The organism is Bacteroides sp. 43_46 (assembly GCF_001915455.1).
Lineage (GTDB): Bacteria > Bacteroidota > Bacteroidia > Bacteroidales > Bacteroidaceae > Bacteroides > Bacteroides caccae.
Window position 1 is genome coordinate 126,314 of the sequence record NZ_MNQN01000126.1, and the last position, 16,065, is coordinate 142,378.

13 protein-coding genes and 1 pseudogene are annotated in these 16,065 nt (G+C 41.5%); 8 read left to right on the forward strand and 6 right to left on the reverse strand.

Annotated elements, in window-relative coordinates; genetic code table 11:
* The first annotated feature begins 11 nt into the window (after nt 1-11).
* The gene (locus tag BHV72_RS15140) at nt 12-2,027 is read left to right on the forward strand and encodes a tetratricopeptide repeat-containing sensor histidine kinase (RefSeq protein ID WP_055256582.1); all 2,016 of its coding nucleotides are present in this window, start codon (nt 12-14) and stop codon (nt 2,025-2,027) included.
* Nucleotides 2,028-2,103: 76 nt separating this feature from the next.
* Nucleotides 2,104-3,402 carry a UDP-N-acetylmuramoyl-tripeptide--D-alanyl-D-alanine ligase gene (locus BHV72_RS15145; protein WP_286856434.1) on the forward strand — a complete coding sequence of 433 codons (1,299 nt, stop codon included), beginning with the start codon at nt 2,104-2,106 and terminating at the stop codon, nt 3,400-3,402.
* On the opposite strand, the gene BHV72_RS15150 is transcribed toward BHV72_RS15145, so the two are convergent.
* A complete protein-coding gene (locus tag BHV72_RS15150; RefSeq protein ID WP_005678944.1) occupies nt 3,403-3,792 on the reverse strand; it encodes a VanZ family protein in 390 nt (129 codons plus the stop codon).
* Between the two features lie 103 nt (nt 3,793-3,895).
* Here BHV72_RS15150 and BHV72_RS15155 point away from each other — a divergent pair, with 103 nt between their 5' ends.
* Both BHV72_RS15155 and BHV72_RS15160 read left to right on the forward strand, forming a co-directional pair.
* A complete protein-coding gene (locus tag BHV72_RS15155; RefSeq protein ID WP_122134121.1) occupies nt 3,896-5,266 on the forward strand; it encodes a sodium-dependent transporter in 1,371 nt (456 codons plus the stop codon).
* Nucleotides 5,266-6,189, forward strand: a complete 924-nt coding sequence (locus BHV72_RS15160) for a ComEA family DNA-binding protein (protein ID WP_286856438.1) — start codon at nt 5,266-5,268, stop codon at nt 6,187-6,189. The genes BHV72_RS15155 and BHV72_RS15160 overlap by 1 nt, the downstream gene beginning before the upstream one ends.
* Before the next feature lie 203 nt (nt 6,190-6,392).
* Here BHV72_RS15160 and BHV72_RS15165 read toward each other — a convergent pair whose 3' ends face one another.
* From BHV72_RS15165 to BHV72_RS15175, 3 genes are read right to left on the reverse strand one after another with little or no spacing between them, the layout of a single operon-like run.
* A complete protein-coding gene (locus tag BHV72_RS15165; protein ID WP_005678941.1) occupies nt 6,393-7,049 on the reverse strand; it encodes an ABC transporter ATP-binding protein in 657 nt (218 codons plus the stop codon).
* Between the two features lie 5 nt (nt 7,050-7,054).
* Nucleotides 7,055-7,789: a tRNA threonylcarbamoyladenosine dehydratase gene (locus BHV72_RS15170; protein WP_286856441.1), complete on the reverse strand. Its 735-nt coding sequence runs from the start codon at nt 7,787-7,789 to the stop codon at nt 7,055-7,057.
* Nucleotides 7,771-9,906, reverse strand: coding sequence for a cation:proton antiporter (locus BHV72_RS15175; RefSeq protein WP_005682233.1), 2,136 nt, complete (start codon nt 9,904-9,906; stop codon nt 7,771-7,773). Before BHV72_RS15175 ends, BHV72_RS15170 begins: the two co-directional genes overlap by 19 nt.
* Nucleotides 9,907-10,166: 260 nt before the next feature.
* Here BHV72_RS15175 and BHV72_RS15180 point away from each other — a divergent pair, with 260 nt between their 5' ends.
* Nucleotides 10,167-11,153, forward strand: a complete 987-nt coding sequence (locus BHV72_RS15180; protein WP_286856443.1) for an aspartate-semialdehyde dehydrogenase — start codon at nt 10,167-10,169, stop codon at nt 11,151-11,153.
* Nucleotides 11,154-11,353: 200 nt separating this feature from the next.
* On the opposite strand, the gene BHV72_RS15185 is transcribed toward BHV72_RS15180, so the two are convergent.
* Together BHV72_RS15185 and BHV72_RS15190 are read right to left on the reverse strand one after the other, a co-directional pair.
* Entirely contained in the window at nt 11,354-11,893 is a 540-nt protein-coding gene (locus tag BHV72_RS15185) for a DUF5043 domain-containing protein (protein WP_005682234.1), read from the reverse strand.
* Between the two features lies 1 nt (nt 11,894).
* On the reverse strand, nt 11,895-12,209 hold the full coding sequence (locus BHV72_RS15190) for a hypothetical protein (protein WP_005678933.1): 315 nt from the start codon (nt 12,207-12,209) through the stop codon (nt 11,895-11,897).
* Nucleotides 12,210-12,431: 222 nt separating this feature from the next.
* On the opposite strand from BHV72_RS15190, the pseudogene BHV72_RS15195 reads away from it, so the two are divergent.
* The 3 genes and pseudogenes from BHV72_RS15195 to BHV72_RS15205 form a co-directional block, all read left to right on the forward strand.
* Nucleotides 12,432-12,847: pseudogene (locus tag BHV72_RS15195) on the forward strand (DUF4857 domain-containing protein); the annotation flags it as partial.
* A gap of 282 nt (nt 12,848-13,129) precedes the next feature.
* Nucleotides 13,130-14,425 carry a lamin tail domain-containing protein gene (locus tag BHV72_RS15200; RefSeq protein WP_130056542.1) on the forward strand — a complete coding sequence of 432 codons (1,296 nt, stop codon included), beginning with the start codon at nt 13,130-13,132 and terminating at the stop codon, nt 14,423-14,425.
* 181 nt (nt 14,426-14,606) lie between these two features.
* On the forward strand, nt 14,607-16,049 hold the full coding sequence (locus BHV72_RS15205; RefSeq protein ID WP_130056541.1) for an alpha-L-fucosidase: 1,443 nt from the start codon (nt 14,607-14,609) through the stop codon (nt 16,047-16,049).
* The last annotated feature ends 16 nt before the right edge of the window (nt 16,050-16,065 follow it).

Sequence of the window (16,065 nt, forward strand, 5' to 3'; positions counted from 1 at the left end):
AACATCATACCATGAGCCAAACAGCCCTATCTTTCACCCGATTTCTTTTTTTATTTTTATTCTTTACCGCTTCTGTAAAAGCCCAGAAAGAAGCTAAAGACTTTAACGTTGACTCTACCCTTTATGCCTATTATCAACGTTGTCAGGAATGCTTATTGCAACCCGTTGTACTTAGCATGTCCGATACCTTGTATCGAATGGCAGAGGAACGGCATGATAAACGGATGCAGGCAGTAGCTATTTCCACCCAACTGGATTATCATTATTTTCAGGCAACAAATGAAGACAGCATTATCTATTATACCAATAAGGTGAAAGACTTCGCCAAAGCAACCCAACAACCCAAGTATTATTATTTCGCATGGTCGAACAGGCTTATTCTATATTATCTGAAAAACGGTAGAACCAATATTGCACTTTATGAAGCGCAAAAGATGCTGAAAGAAGCACAAGAGGAAGACGACAAAACCGGTCTGTCCCGCTGCTATAACATCATGTCGCAGATTTATACAGTCAAAAGACTGGATTCCATGGCTTTCGAATGGCAATTGAAAGAAATAGAACTGACGGAAAAATATGATCTGGAAAACTATAACATCTCGCAAACATACAGCCAGATAAGCAGTTATTACATCAATACCAACCAGCCGGAAAAGGCACTGGAAGCATTGAAAAAGGCGGATGCAACCGCATACTCCCCTACACAAAAAATATCCGTGCAACTGGAATACGTTAATTATTACAGCAAATTCGGAGATATGCAGGCAGCCGAGAAAATACTAAACGAATGTAAAACAGCATTTGATCAGGATAAAAGATTATGGTCGATAAAGAAAAGACTATATAATATAGAATACGTCTATTATCTGCAATCCAAGCAATACCCAAAGGCACTGGAAGCTGCCAAGAAACAGGAAGCGGAGGAATTAAACCTTAGCGAAAGTATACAGAACAGTGTCCATTACCTGACGAAAGGAAAAATATACAGCAATATGGGTAATATGAGCGAAGCAATCAAATACCTGCAAATGTATATCGAAGCAGAGGATTCTTTAAAGATAGCCAATGAACAAATGGCCAGCAGCGAATTTGCCACTCTGCTCGAAGTGGAGAAACTCAATGCCGAAAAAAAGGAATTAATGCTCCAGGCACAGGAAAAGGAGATACGCAATAAGACGACATTAATCATCTCATTAATTGTTTTGTTAGGTATCCTATTCATGTTCTTATACAGAGAGAATTTCCTGAAACGTAAGTTGAAAGTTTCGGAAAGCGAACTTAAAATCAGGAATGAAGAGCTCACTATATCCCGGGAGGAATTGCACAAAGCCAAAGATATAGCCGAAGCAAGCAGCCGGATGAAGACAACGTTTATTGAAAGTATGACACATGAGATTCGTACACCGCTTAATTCAATTGTAGGCTTCTCACAGATTTTAAATGATCATTATAGCAATAGTCCGGAAACTCAGGAATTCGTTAAAATCATAGAGAATAATAGTAATGACCTACTCCGGTTAGTTACCGACGTGCTTGCTCTGTCCGAACTCGACCAATATGACAAGCTACCTACGAATATCACCACAGACGTCAACGCCATCTGCGAACTTGCTTACGAAGTAGCTAAAAATAAGAGCCAGAAAGGAGTTGAAGTATTCTTCAAACCTGAAAGAGAAAGCCTGTTTATACTCAGCAATCAGGAACGTATCTCACAAGTATTGAATAATCTGATGCACAACGCTGCCAAATTCACCTCGCACGGAAGTATCTGTATAGCGTATTCCATATCGGAAGCTGAAAAGAAGATTGAAATCAGTGTCACCGATACAGGAATGGGGATACCCGCAGACAAACAAAATTGCGTATTCGAACGTTTCTATAAAGTAAATTCTTTCACACAAGGGACAGGACTAGGACTTTCTATATCCCGAAGTATTGCAGAAAAACTGGGAGGCAGCCTCCAGATAGATTCTTCTTATACAGACGGATGTCGGATCGTACTAACCTTACCTTTAGTATACGCCTAAGCAAAAAACCGTCCGAAGCCGTATCTAATCCGAAAGAATAGCCTATCTTTGCAACGTTTTAATAGATGTTCAGGTTATGAAACTTTCTGCTATTTACCAGATTTTTCTGGATTGTCAATCAGTAACCACTGATAGCCGGAATTGTCCGGACGGTTCATTGTTTATCGCTCTGAAAGGCGAGTCATTCAATGGCAATGCCTTTGCCGGAAAAGCGTTGGAAGACGGTTGCGCATTTGCTATTATTGACGAGGCCCAATATGCCATAGAGGGTGATCGACGATACATACTCGTAAACGACTGCCTGCAAACATTGCAACAGCTAGCCAACTATCATCGACGTCAACTCGGAACACGGGTTATCGGTATCACCGGAACCAATGGAAAAACAACAACCAAAGAATTAATCTCCGCCGTTCTTTCTCAAACGTATAACATTCTCTATACCCAAGGAAACCTGAACAACCATATCGGAGTGCCAACAACTCTACTCCGGCTGAAACCGGAACATGACCTTGCCGTCATCGAAATGGGTGCCAATCATCAGGGAGAAATCAAATTCCTTTGTGAAATAGCCGAACCGGATTATGGCATTATAACCAATGTCGGTAAAGCTCACTTGGAAGGATTCGGTTCTTTTGAAGGTGTAATCAAGACTAAAGGAGAGCTGTATGACTTCCTCCGCAAGAAAGGAAATTCTACAATCTTTATCCACCATGACAATCCCTATCTGATGAATATAGCCAAAGGATTGAATCTGATTTCTTATGGAAGCGGGGAAGATCTTTATGTCAACGGCTGCATCACAGGGAATTCACCTTATCTCGCTCTCGAATGGAAGGCAGAAAAGAATGGTGAAACCCACCGGATACGGACGCAGTTAATCGGAGAGTATAATTTCCCCAATGCCCTGGCTGCCATTACAATCGGACGGTTCTTCGGGGTGGAAGACCGGAAGATAGACGAAGCGTTGGCCGGATATACACCCCAGAATAATCGTTCACAGCTTAAAGAGACAGCAGACAATACCCTTATCATTGATGCATACAATGCCAATCCTACCAGTATGGCGGCTGCCCTGCAAAACTTTCGGAATATGACAGTTTCTCACAAAATGCTTATATTGGGGGACATGCGCGAACTGGGCACCGAAAGTCTGAACGAACATCAGAAGATTGTTGATTACATAAAAGAGAGCGACTTTGAAAAAGTATGGCTGGTCGGAGAGCAGTTTGCATCTGTCTGTCACTCTTTCAAGACGTATGCAAATGTACAAGAGGTCATAAAGGAACTTGAAACAAATAAGCCTAAAGGCTATACCATTCTCATCAAAGGTTCCAATGGGATCAAACTTAGCTCAACAGTAGAATATTTATAATCACTGTTTCATCATTCTTGGACGCACCACATAATAAGCAACCAGACTTGCGAGCAATGCTCCGGTAGAATTTGCTGCAAAATCCAGCCAGTCTCCTCCACGGTAACTGGTACAGTATTCTTGCAGCAATTCTACACACCCGCTGAACAGCACGGGGCAGAAGAACGCTCCTACCCAAGCATGCCACAACGGTGCCTCGTCCCGGCGATGTGCACGCAAAAATTCCAGCCACAACATACCTGACATACCGAAATACATACAAATATGAACCAGCTTGTCTAAGTTAGGAATCTCACTCAAATCCGTCTTGGGCGGTTTAAAAAATGAAAGATAAATCACAGTCAGGATTATAAAAAGTGAGATCGGATATTTCTTAATATAAGATAGCATATCTAAATAATATTACATATTTCGTGCAAATATAAGTATCATTTTCTATATTTGCACTCTTATAGGTACATTTTATAACGATTTGTAAGATAAAACAAGATTTATGACAAAAAATGATAGAGCGAACTTCGGTAGTAAGTTAGGCGTAATACTTGCTTCCGCCGGCTCGGCAGTAGGACTGGGTAATATCTGGCGGTTTCCCTATGAAACCGGAAATCACGGAGGTGCTGCATTTATATTAATCTATTTAGGGTGTATTCTCCTTTTAGGGCTTCCTATTATGATTGCAGAGTTTCTGATAGGACGCCATTCGCAAGCTAATACGGCAAGGGCTTACCAAAAATTAGCTCCCGGCACACATTGGCGCTGGGTGGGACGTATGGGAGTATTGGCAGGTTTCCTGATTCTCAGTTATTATGCCGTAGTTGCAGGGTGGACGCTGGAATATATTCTCGAAGCTGCCACTAATGGTTTCTCAGGAAAAACCTCCGGAGAATTCATCACCTCGTTCCAACAATTCTCCAGTAATCCCTGGCGACCAGTTATCTGGTTAATAGCCTTCCTGCTGATTACGCACTTCATCATCGTGAAAGGGGTAGAAAAAGGAATCGAGAAATCTTCCAAGATTATGATGCCTACCTTATTTATTATTATAGTTATATTGGTTGTTTGCTCGGTCACTCTACCGGGAGCCGGTGCGGGCATCGAGTTTCTACTGAAACCGGACTTTAGCAAGGTGGACGGAAATGTATTTTTGAGTGCTATGGGCCAAGCCTTCTTCTCTTTAAGCCTGGGAATGGGATGTCTTTGTACGTACGCCTCTTATTTCAGCAAAGAGACCAACCTGACAAAAACGGCTTTCAGTGTAGGAATCATTGATACTTTCGTTGCGATATTAGCCGGATTTATCATCTTCCCGGCCGCTTTCTCCGTAGGCATACAACCTGATTCGGGTCCAAGCCTCATCTTTATCACTCTGCCTAACGTATTCCAACAGGCATTCGGCGGAGTACCTATATTAGCATACATATTCTCTGTGATGTTTTATGCATTGCTGGCAATGGCTGCATTAACCTCCACGATTTCCCTGCATGAGGTAGTAACCGCCTATCTGCACGAGGAATTCAACTTATCCCGTGGAAAAGCAGCAAGACTCGTGACCGGAGGATGTATCTTTTTGGGAATATTCTGTTCACTATCCCTCGGAGTGACGAAAGGATTCACGATTTTCGGTTTGGGAATGTTCGACCTTTTCGACTTTGTTACGGCTAAAATCATGTTGCCGCTCGGCGGGCTCTGTATTTCTCTCTTTACCGGCTGGTATCTTGATAAGAAAATCGTCTGGTCGGAGATTACAAATAACGGTTCAATAAAAATTCCTGTATACAAACTAATCATCTTTATATTAAAATATATCGCACCAATCGCTATCTCACTGATATTTATCAATGAACTGGGACTAATCAAACTATAATGTGGAAAGACTTTTTTTATTTCACTAAAACCGAACGACAAGGCATTATCGTCCTTGTCGTTCTTATTATAGGGGTATTCTCAATTCCCCGGCTCGTGCAACTATTCTCCACTCCTCAAGAAGTTACTCCTGAAGAAGATGAGAAATTCAAGCTAGAATATGATGAATTCATTTCATCGATCAAAGAAATAAAACCTCAAAGGAAATTCGCAGAAGGGGACCCTCCGAAAAACTATTCCTATTCACCAAAAGAAGTCAGGCTCTCTATATTCGATCCGAACACTGCCGATTCCATTACTTTTATATCATTGGGATTGCCTCCGTGGATAGCTAAAAACATTCTGCGTTACCGCAAGAAACAGGGAAAGTTCCGTCATCCGGAAGATTTCCAAAAGATATACGGGTTGACAGACGAGCAATATCAGACTTTACATCCTTATATCCGTATTACCGAACAGTCCTCAACAAAAGATACCGTCCGACTATTAATGAAACAAAGGATGCCGCAGGATACCCTGCTTAAATATCAGCCCGGCACCGTCATCAACCTGAATGAAGCAGACACGACCGAACTTAAGAAAGTTCCAGGTATCGGAAGTGCCATTGCCCGTATGATTGTAAATTACCGGACACAGCTAGGGGGCTTTTATAAAATAGAGCAATTACAGGAGAAACATTTAAAAGCAGAGATGCTCCGGCCCTGGTTCTCTATCAACGCAACCCAAATCCGCCGTATTAACATAAATAAGGCAAGTATCGAACGGATGATGCATCATCCGTATATAAACTACTATCAAGCCAAAGTTATTGTGGAATACCGAAAAAAGAAAGGGATCTTGACAAACCTCAAGCAATTATCACTTTACGAGGAATTCAATACAGCAGATTTCGAACGGATTACTCCTTATATTTGTTATGAATAGTTCCTCGTTTGTCACAATAAATAAAAAAAAGATGCATTCCTATCACACCAGACAAGAATGCATCACACACAAACAAAACAAACACTCTACTATCATCTTCACAGACTTCCGTAGAGAAGCGACTATAAATATATAGCTAAAAGATAGAACACTTGCAAGGTTCTACCTTTTTGGTATGCATTTTTAGAAGTTGAGTTCTCTTATTAATCTTTTTTAATCATGCCGTCAACCATATGTATCGTTCGGTCGGTGATTTTCGAAAGTCCCTCGTCATGGGTAACAATCACAAAAGTCTGTCCCAAACGCTCCCTCAGGTCAAAGAACAGTTGATGTAAATCTTCTTTATTATGTGTATCCAAACTACCGGAAGGTTCATCCGCCAGTATTACAGCCGGATCATTGATTAAAGCACGCGCCACAGCAACGCGTTGTTTCTCTCCTCCCGACAACTCATTCGGTTTATGGGAAGCACGCTCTGCCAATCCCATAAAATCGAGTATTCTAATAGCATGTTCGTTTGCCTCTTTCGAAGATACTCCTGCGATAAACGCAGGAATCATCACATTCTCCAATGCGGTGAACTCCGGCAGCAATTGATGAAACTGAAAAACGAAACCTATATTCTTATTACGGAATGCAGAGAGTTCTTTTTCTTTCATCCGGCTCACTACAGTTCCGTCAATCTGCACATTACCTGCATCCGGTTCGTCCAACGTTCCCATGATCTGCAACAAGGTAGTCTTACCTGCCCCACTAGGACCTACAATACTGACAATCTCGCCTTTGTTAATTTCCAGATCAATACCTTTCAGGACTTGCAATGAACCGAAGCTTTTTGTTATTCCTTCTAATTTTATCATGATATTTATAATCGTTTAATGACATATTCCGCCAAATAGCAGCCGAACACAGCCGGCATATAACTCACTGTCCCGCAAGTTGATTTCTTATTCTGTTCATCATCAGTCAGCAATACAGCTTTCGGATCAGCCTGTTCGGTACTGAATACTACCGGAAGTTTACGTTTCATTCCCATTTTCTGCAAACGTTTCCGCACCGCCTTACTTAGTCCACAATGATAAGTATCCCAAAGATCTGCAAAACGGACCTGAGAGATATCGCTCTTTGCTCCCGCTCCCATACTGGACACAATCTTGATATGCCGTTTCATCGCCTCATAAATCAAGAAGCACTTCGGACTGATTGTATCAATTGCGTCTACTATAAAATCATACTTGCCTGCGTCCAATAGTTCCGGTATATTCTCATCTTTCAGATAAACAGGGAGTACCGTCAGTTCAATATCCGAATTGATATCTTTATACCGGGTAGCCAATACTTCCGCTTTCGGCATTCCCAACGTAGAGTGCATGGCAGGTAACTGGCGGTTCATATTCGTAGGCTGCACAGTGTCCGCATCTACAATAGTCATTTTGCCAACTCCCGTACGACAAAGCATTTCGGCAGCATAAGCGCCCACTCCGCCTAATCCCACAACCAATACGTGTGCCTTCCGGATGCGATTCATCTTTTCTTCTCCTAACAGGAGTTCCGTTCTTTGTTGCCAGTCGTTTTTTTCCATTAGCTTTTCTTTAACCATTTATAGAACCATTTACCCACTTTCTCATAATGTTGTGATTCATTATGACCGCGCGGATCAGAGAAAGACACAATTTCCTGCGGATCTCCGAATTGGTCGGGATACAGGATAATCAAACTATTGTTTGAGAAATATTTTCCTAGCTGCGCCGGAAGACGTTCGAAAGAGGTGTCATAAGAGATAGAACCGCGACGGGCTGAGATTACCACCAGCAAATGATCATAGTTCACTTGCCCTGTTAATAACAAAAGGTCTTCCCATTCTTCCAACAAGGAAAATTCAGTCGGAGTTCCTGCATATTTTTTCTTTACCAGTTGCTGAAGACGCATCAGCGTACGTTCATTGGAAAAGAAATGCACGCGACATCCCAGAATACTTCCCATACGGCAGAAATGTTCCACCCATTTTGAGAACCCGGTTTCATATTCCGCCTTTGGCGGCACGGCAATATTTATCCGGCGCAAGGTATTAACCGGCATCAGAAACTTAGCGATCATCACCTCGCGATGTGTACCTTTCAAAAGGCTTTCCGCCAAATTCCCGAAAAAGGTATCAACAATATTCGCTTTCCGATGCAGACCGATTACTACATCCGTAGCTTCATATTCTTTAATCGTGTGGATAATTCCCGAAGCGATGTTCAGGTCATAACGGCTGACCATATTTACAGGAACATCGGCAGCAGCGGCAATCATTGCCGCTTTTTCCAAATTTCGCTTTCCTTGCAGTTCTTTCTTCTCCGAACTGTTACTATCATTAATAACGTTTAATGCGATTAAACCATTCTTCTGTTTGGCGTCTTTTATCACTAAAGCCAGATTTATCAAATCCTCAATTGTATCCGGGTTAGCCACGGGAATCAATATCTGTTCGGTACTTTTCTTTGCACCTTGTTCCTCTGATTGCAATTCCTCATTCATAGCGAAACGGCGGGCGGAACGTTCTGTTACCAAAGAACTGATTACACAAGTAAAAAGAATCATCACCACCGTACCGTTCAACACATCATCATTCAGCAAACGCTCCCCATTCTCCATAATAATTTCGTGACCGATCAATACCGCTGCAAGCGTAGCTGCTGCCTGAGCATTACTAAGTCCGAATATCATACTCCGTTCATTCGGTTGCATACGGTAAATCTTCTGCGTGATCCATGCAGCCAGCCATTTACTAAAAGTAGCTACCACTGTCATAACGACAGCAACTTTCAATGCCTCGCCTCCGGTAAACAGGCTTCGTACATCAATAATCATTCCTACACCAATCAGGAAGTAAGGAATAAACAGTGCATTTCCTACAAATTCCAACCGATTCATCAAGGGAGATACATGAGGAATCAGACGGTTCAAGACCAATCCGGCAAGGAAAGCTCCCAAAATGCCTTCCATTCCTACAAACTCCATTAATCCACCACCGAGAAAGACCATCGCCAGCACGAATACAAATTGCATCACGCTATCATCGTACTTCCGGAAAAACCAACGGCCGATACGAGGAAAGAAGAAAACAATCAGAAATCCGAGAAAAGCAACTTTTGCCACAAGAAATCCCCAGAACCAACCGTCAACAGTTCCTTTGAACATACCGCCTATGACGGCAAGGATTATCAAAGCAAGAGTAACGGTAACAGCCGTACCACCAATCGTAATATTGACACTGCGCAAACGCGACAATCCATAACGACTGATAATAGGATAAGCTATCAACGTATGAGAAGCATACATACTAGCCAGTAACACAGCGGTAAGGAAACCATAACCCAACACACTCATACTACTCCAGATACCCAATCCCATTGGAATAAGAAAAGTGAGCCAACCGAACACAATGCTTTTCGTCCGGTTCTTCTTGAAGTCTTCCATGTCCATTTCGAGTCCGGCAAGGAACATGATATAATATAGTCCTACTTTACCGAAGAGTTCGAAGCTGCTGTCACGATCGAGCACGTGAAAACCATGTTCACCTATCAGTACTCCCGCCAGAATCATGCCAATAATATGAGGTATATGAAGGCGTCCCAAAATCATCGGAGCAAAAAGAATGATAATCAATACCAAAAAGAATACCCAGGTCGGATCGGTTATCGGTAAAGTCAAATTAAAATCAAACAAGTTCATAGGCTGTGGCTTTAGGAATTCAATGCAAAGGAACAAAAAAGTTCGCATACCACCAATAAGTTACAAGGTTTGAGTCGTGAGTTTTAGGTTATTTCAATACAGGTTCTATCAGTTACTGCTAAAAACTCATAGTCTTATAACTTTTTTCTCACCCGAAATACTGATTATATGGCAAAATGTTATAATTTTGCAGCCAAATATCTTCTATTCGACAGTGTAAGAAGATAAATACAATATTCACAATTTAACAAAAGAAAAAGATGAAAGTAGCTATTGTTGGCGTAAGCGGAGCCGTGGGACAGGAATTCCTGCGCGTGCTCGATGAGAGAAACTTCCCGTTGTCTAAACGTAGTGCCGGAACAATTTATACTTTCCGCGGTAAACAGATCGAGGTGAAACTCTTACAACACAACGATGACTTTAAAGGGGTAGACATTGCTTTCACTTCTGCCGGAGCAGGAACATCCAAGGAATTCGAAAAAACAATCACCAAGTATGGTGCTGTGATGATCGATAACTCCAGTGCATTCCGTATGGATGCCGATGTACCTTTGGTAGTGCCTGAAGTAAATGCCGAAGACGCATTGGAACGTCCTCGCGGCGTCATCGCCAACCCGAACTGTACGACTATCCAAATGGTAGTTGCACTAAAAGCCATCGAACAGCTTTCTCATATAAAAACCGTGCACGTGTCTACCTATCAGGCAGCAAGTGGTGCGGGTGCTGCTGCCATGGACGAATTGTATGAACAATATCGCCAAGTATTGGCTAACGAACCTGTTACCGTGGAAAAGTTCGCGTATCAGTTGGCATTCAACCTGATTCCTCAGATTGACGTCTTCACCGAAAATGGTTACACCAAAGAAGAAATGAAGATGTTCAACGAAACACGCAAAATCATGCACTCCGATATCAAAGTCAGTGCTACTTGCGTACGTGTTCCTGCATTACGTGCTCACTCTGAAAGCATTTGGGTAGAAACAGAACGTCCGATTTCCGTAGAAGAAGCCCGCGAAGCATTCGCCAAGGGCGAAGGATTGGTTCTTCAGGACAATCCGGCAGAAAAGGAATATCCGATGCCGTTGTTCCTTGCAGGTAAAGATCCGGTTTACGTAGGACGTATCCGTAAAGACCTGACGAACGAAAACGGACTGACTTTCTGGATTGTAGGTGACCAGATCAAGAAAGGTGCGGCATTGAACGCAGTACAGATAGCTGAGTATCTGATTAAAGTAAAAAACGTATAAGAAGGCATAAAGCCTAAGGATATCCAAATGATCGACTTAGGGATATTCCTAAAATAAGAAAATGCAAGGCAACTAATTCGCTATGAATTAGTTGCCTTTTTACATCTTTAAGCATTCCCTCGAAAATACAGTTGACGACGAAAACGGGAGTAACTTACTGTTTTTCTTATTATTACACACCATTTTTTAATATTAGTATTCTATTTCACAGTATGAGCCCACACAAAAGGAATATAATTGAACCTTTTTCCTTTTTCCGTTATATTAAAGACTATTTCCTTTTTCAACTTTATTTCCATTTCTTGATAAACAGAAACCGGTACTGTTGCAAGCATACTAACAGCCGGAAAACGATATTCTACATCACGTATTATTCCTGTGTTAGTATCAACACGCAGTATTATTATAAATTTGCAACCTTGTACCCGCGTTCTCTCCTCTTCAGAAAAAGATTCATTCAAAATAGACAAACATTTTCCCCATAACTGACTATCATCTACAAAGTTTGCCTCTTTTCTTTCAGCATCAGTAATTTCTGCGCCCGTTTCTTTATTGACAGCTTCAACTTCTGTAAACTTATTACTTTTACTATATAGCCTTACAGACTTGGATTCTTGTGTTACATCACAAACATAACGCTGAGCATAAAACACCTGAGTAGTATCATAATAAAATGTTTGTGCATACATATCAACTAGCACAAATAACAAACTAACTAGGACTATTACTTTTTTTCTCATATCAACAATTTTTAGCTATTTCTCTTAAATTTTCAAAATCAAATTCCACACCACGACTATTGTCATATGGATAATCTTTATAGGCATCAGTTTTTCTAAAAACATTTACAATATTATTTTCAATAAGACCATTCACATATTCCGGTGACATATCAGGTAGTAATCTCCTTTTATTGTTAATATATGTACTTAACATCTGTATCGCTATGCCTCGATTGTCTGCATGCTCAGCCGCAAACGACCATCCTGGAGCATCATCCTCACTCTTTAATAAATAACAGTATTGCGCAAAATGTGCCTCAATTTCATGATTCATTTTCGCATTACAGAATGAAGTGATGTTCTTCTCCTTTCGATACTGGTACGCATGAAACAATTTATGAAAAAGTTCGTTGCTCTCCAACTTTGAATTTATTCTAAGAAGATTGTTTTGTGGATAATATGCCGTATCTATCTAAAAATGTATATCAAAAGTAGTAAATAATAATATTAAAGACAAGATATATATAGTTTTTCTCGAAATCAATTAAGCAAATAAATTAACGTAACCATTGCATTCCTGCTTCTCTGGCAGTTGCCGTGGTGCTACACAATTTCTTTGTCGTAAAGCTGGAGAAGATTTCCTTTACGCTATGCAGTTCCGTGATCGGTGATTTCGTCATGATGGGGCAAGAGGAAGAGAAAGGAACCGTACGCTGTGACCTCACCGGAAATATTTATTCGGAAACAGTATTCGCCAGTATCCTGTCCATGTTTTATTTCCGCCGGTTGATGTCCGACGAGCGTTTTCCAGACACTCTCAACGGAGTAACCGTTACTCCCAAAATAGTACAGACGGAGAACTTCAACTTCCGAAGTGCCCCTACCGATATAAACACCCCTTCTATCAGGCTGTACCCTCTGTTGGAGTCCATGTCCGGACGCGTAGACTTGAAAATGCCCGGCATAACATTCACTTCCTATACGGATAAATATGTAATGCCCCGCTTCGAACAGTCTTTTAATGTTACCTATAAATAAAATGAATCAGAGATTACCGGAAGCCTATAAAACAGAATGGCTCCCGGCAGTCCTTGATTATTATTTCTAAATTCCACTTAAAACAATAGACGATTTTTTTTCTTTATTCAACAGAAAGCCATACCTTTGTCCCCGTAATCATAAGATAAGCCGCAATTGTCTCTGCGTTATTCACAAACAAATACGGTTAAATAAAATGACTTTATACAAAACCGTATGAGAATTTGTAAGACTTTCACGTTTCTAAGTATCTTTATTGTCTTATTCTATAATTGTTCGCTTCCCGCCGACGATGAAGATGAGAGAAATCCAGAAGAAGATAATACTACATCCGAACTGCCCTGGGAAGGAGAAACAGATAAATTCACAATCAACTCTAAAGAAGGACTGCGCCTGAACGATCCGCAAGAAAATGCAGGAACCGCTTATGTCACTATACCTTCCAACTCCGTAAAGAATACCCGTTGGGAGTTCGGAGTCCGCCTTACATTCAATCCTTCCGCCAACAATTATGCTCGATTTTACCTGACTTCTTCTTCAAATGTACTCTCCGGCAACGTAAACGGTTACTATATCCAAATAGGAGGAGCCAAAGACAACGTTGCCCTTTACCGGCAGAACGGAGAACAACCCAAGCTGTTGGCTTCGGGAAGGGAAGTGATGAAAGGAAACAACTCACCCAAGTTATACATAAAAGTGGAATGTGATAACAATGGTTACTGGACTTTCTGGACACGACTGGAATCAGAAAATGAATACACCAAAGAAAAGCAAGTAAAAGACAACAGCATCCTGACTTCTCTTTATTGTGGAATATACTGTATTTATACCAAGACACGTTGTAAAGGTTTCACATTCCACCATATACAATTGTCCAATGATGTGGAGACTACTACCAAACCTACTGAAACACCTGATGAGCCAGATAAACCTGATGTTCCCGAAGATCCGGTTCTGCCTGATTATCCGGAAGAAGTCAAGAATATATTATCATTCAACGAAATCATGTATGACAATGCAACAGACGGTGCGGAATACATAGAGTTTTATAATCCGGGTAACAACGATATTTCTATTCCGGCATTAAAACTTCTAAGATATATCGACACAGATAACGGCTCAACAGAAACCAAGACAACGGTAGTCTTGAAACACCCGGACAACAATCAAAACATCTGCATTTCTTCCCACGGATATATATGCCTGACCAAATCTGCCGCCGCACTTAGAAAAAAGCATAAAGTAAACGGAGAAACCATTATAGAGATTCCCAACTTCCCGAAGTTGACTAATGAAGACAGCCACCTGGCTATAATGACTAACGAAGAAAATCCCCGAATGATCGACAAGTGCAGCTATCTTGAGTCAATGCATAGTTCCGGTAACAAAAGGAACCAAGGTATCTCTCTCGAAAAGAAATCACCGGACTTAGTATCTTCAAAGCAAGCTAACTGGCATTCTTCCAAAGACCCGACAGGAGGAACACCCGGAATAAAGAATACACAAGAATAATCAGGGTTTCTATGATAAATGTCTATATTCAATCCTCCAAACAGAGTCTAAATAAAGAGCGAAATGAGAAACCTCAATTTTTACAATCCAAAAATATTACCACAATTACAAACTAATCCCTATCTTTGCAGCAAAGCCAATAAATGTAAAGTATAAAACAACATCTAATCACATATATATCATGAAAAAGCAACACTTGATAATTATTCTTTTATTCAGTTTTCTATTAGCCGTTCCGGCTGTACAAGCACAAAAGAAAGTTCTACCTGCAGAACTGGAAGTTGAACTCAAATATGGCGCCGACCGTCTCGGTAAAAGACAGGACCCTGCTATGCAGAAGTTTCGCGAAAACCGTTTGGGTGCATTCATTCACTGGGGGTTATATGCCATTCCCGGCGGTGAATGGAACAATAAAACATACCACGGCGCTGCCGAATGGTTGAAAGCGTGGGCCAAAGTTCCGACTACGGACTGGCTGAAACTTATGAAACAATGGAATCCCCAACAGTTTGATGCCAAGAAATGGGCTAAAATGGCCAAAGAAATGGGAGTAAAATATGTAAAGATAACCACCAAACACCATGAAGGCTTTTGCCTGTGGCCCAGCAAATATACAGAGTATACGGTAGCTAATACCCCTTACAAGAAAGATATCTTGGGAGAATTGGTAAAGGCTTATAATGCAGTCGGTATCGACGTACATTTCTATTTCTCCGTGTTGGACTGGAGTCATCCGGACTGGCGAAGCAGTATCAAGACCCAGGAAGATAGCATCGCTTTCCAAAGATTCCTGACATTTACCGACAATCAGTTGAAAGAACTGGCAACCCGCTACCCTACTGTCAAGGATTTCTGGTTTGACGGAACATGGGACGCAAGTATCAAGCAAAACGGTTGGTGGACTGCACACGTGGAACGTATGCTGAAAGAAATGCTTCCCGGTGTAACTATCAACAGCCGATTGCGGGCCGATGATTACGGGAAACGCCATTTCGACAGCAACGGACATCTCATGGGGGACTATGAATCGGCTTACGAGCGCCGCCTGCCTGATCCCGTAAAAGACTTACACGTAACAAAATGGGATTGGGAAGCCTGTATGACTATTCCCGAAAACCAATGGGGATACCACAAAGACTGGTCACTGAGCTATGTGAAAAATCCGACTGAGGTATTGGCACGTATTGTACACGCCGTATCTATGGGTGGAAATATGGTAGTCAACTTCGGCCCTCAGCCCGACGGAGACTTCCGCCCGGAAGAGAAAAAGATAGCCGATTTCATCGGTAAATGGATGAAGAAAAACAGCGAATGTATCTATGGTTGCGATTATGCCGGCTGGGAGAAACAAGATTGGGGATATTATACCCGCAAAAGCAATCAAGTCTATATGGTCGTATTCAACCCTCCCTATTCCGGACAGCTCACAGTTAAAACTCCCAAAGGGATAACTATCACCACCGCAAAGACATTGACGGGTGAACAAACCCAGGTAACAGAAACCACTCGCAATGAATATAATGTCAGCCTGCCTAAAAATATGCCGCAGGAGCCGTTTGTTATTAAGTTGGAAGTAAAAGATGCACAAAAAACGCAGGATAAGTACCGGGAAGCGCTTACATAAGTGCGAAACGAATCGA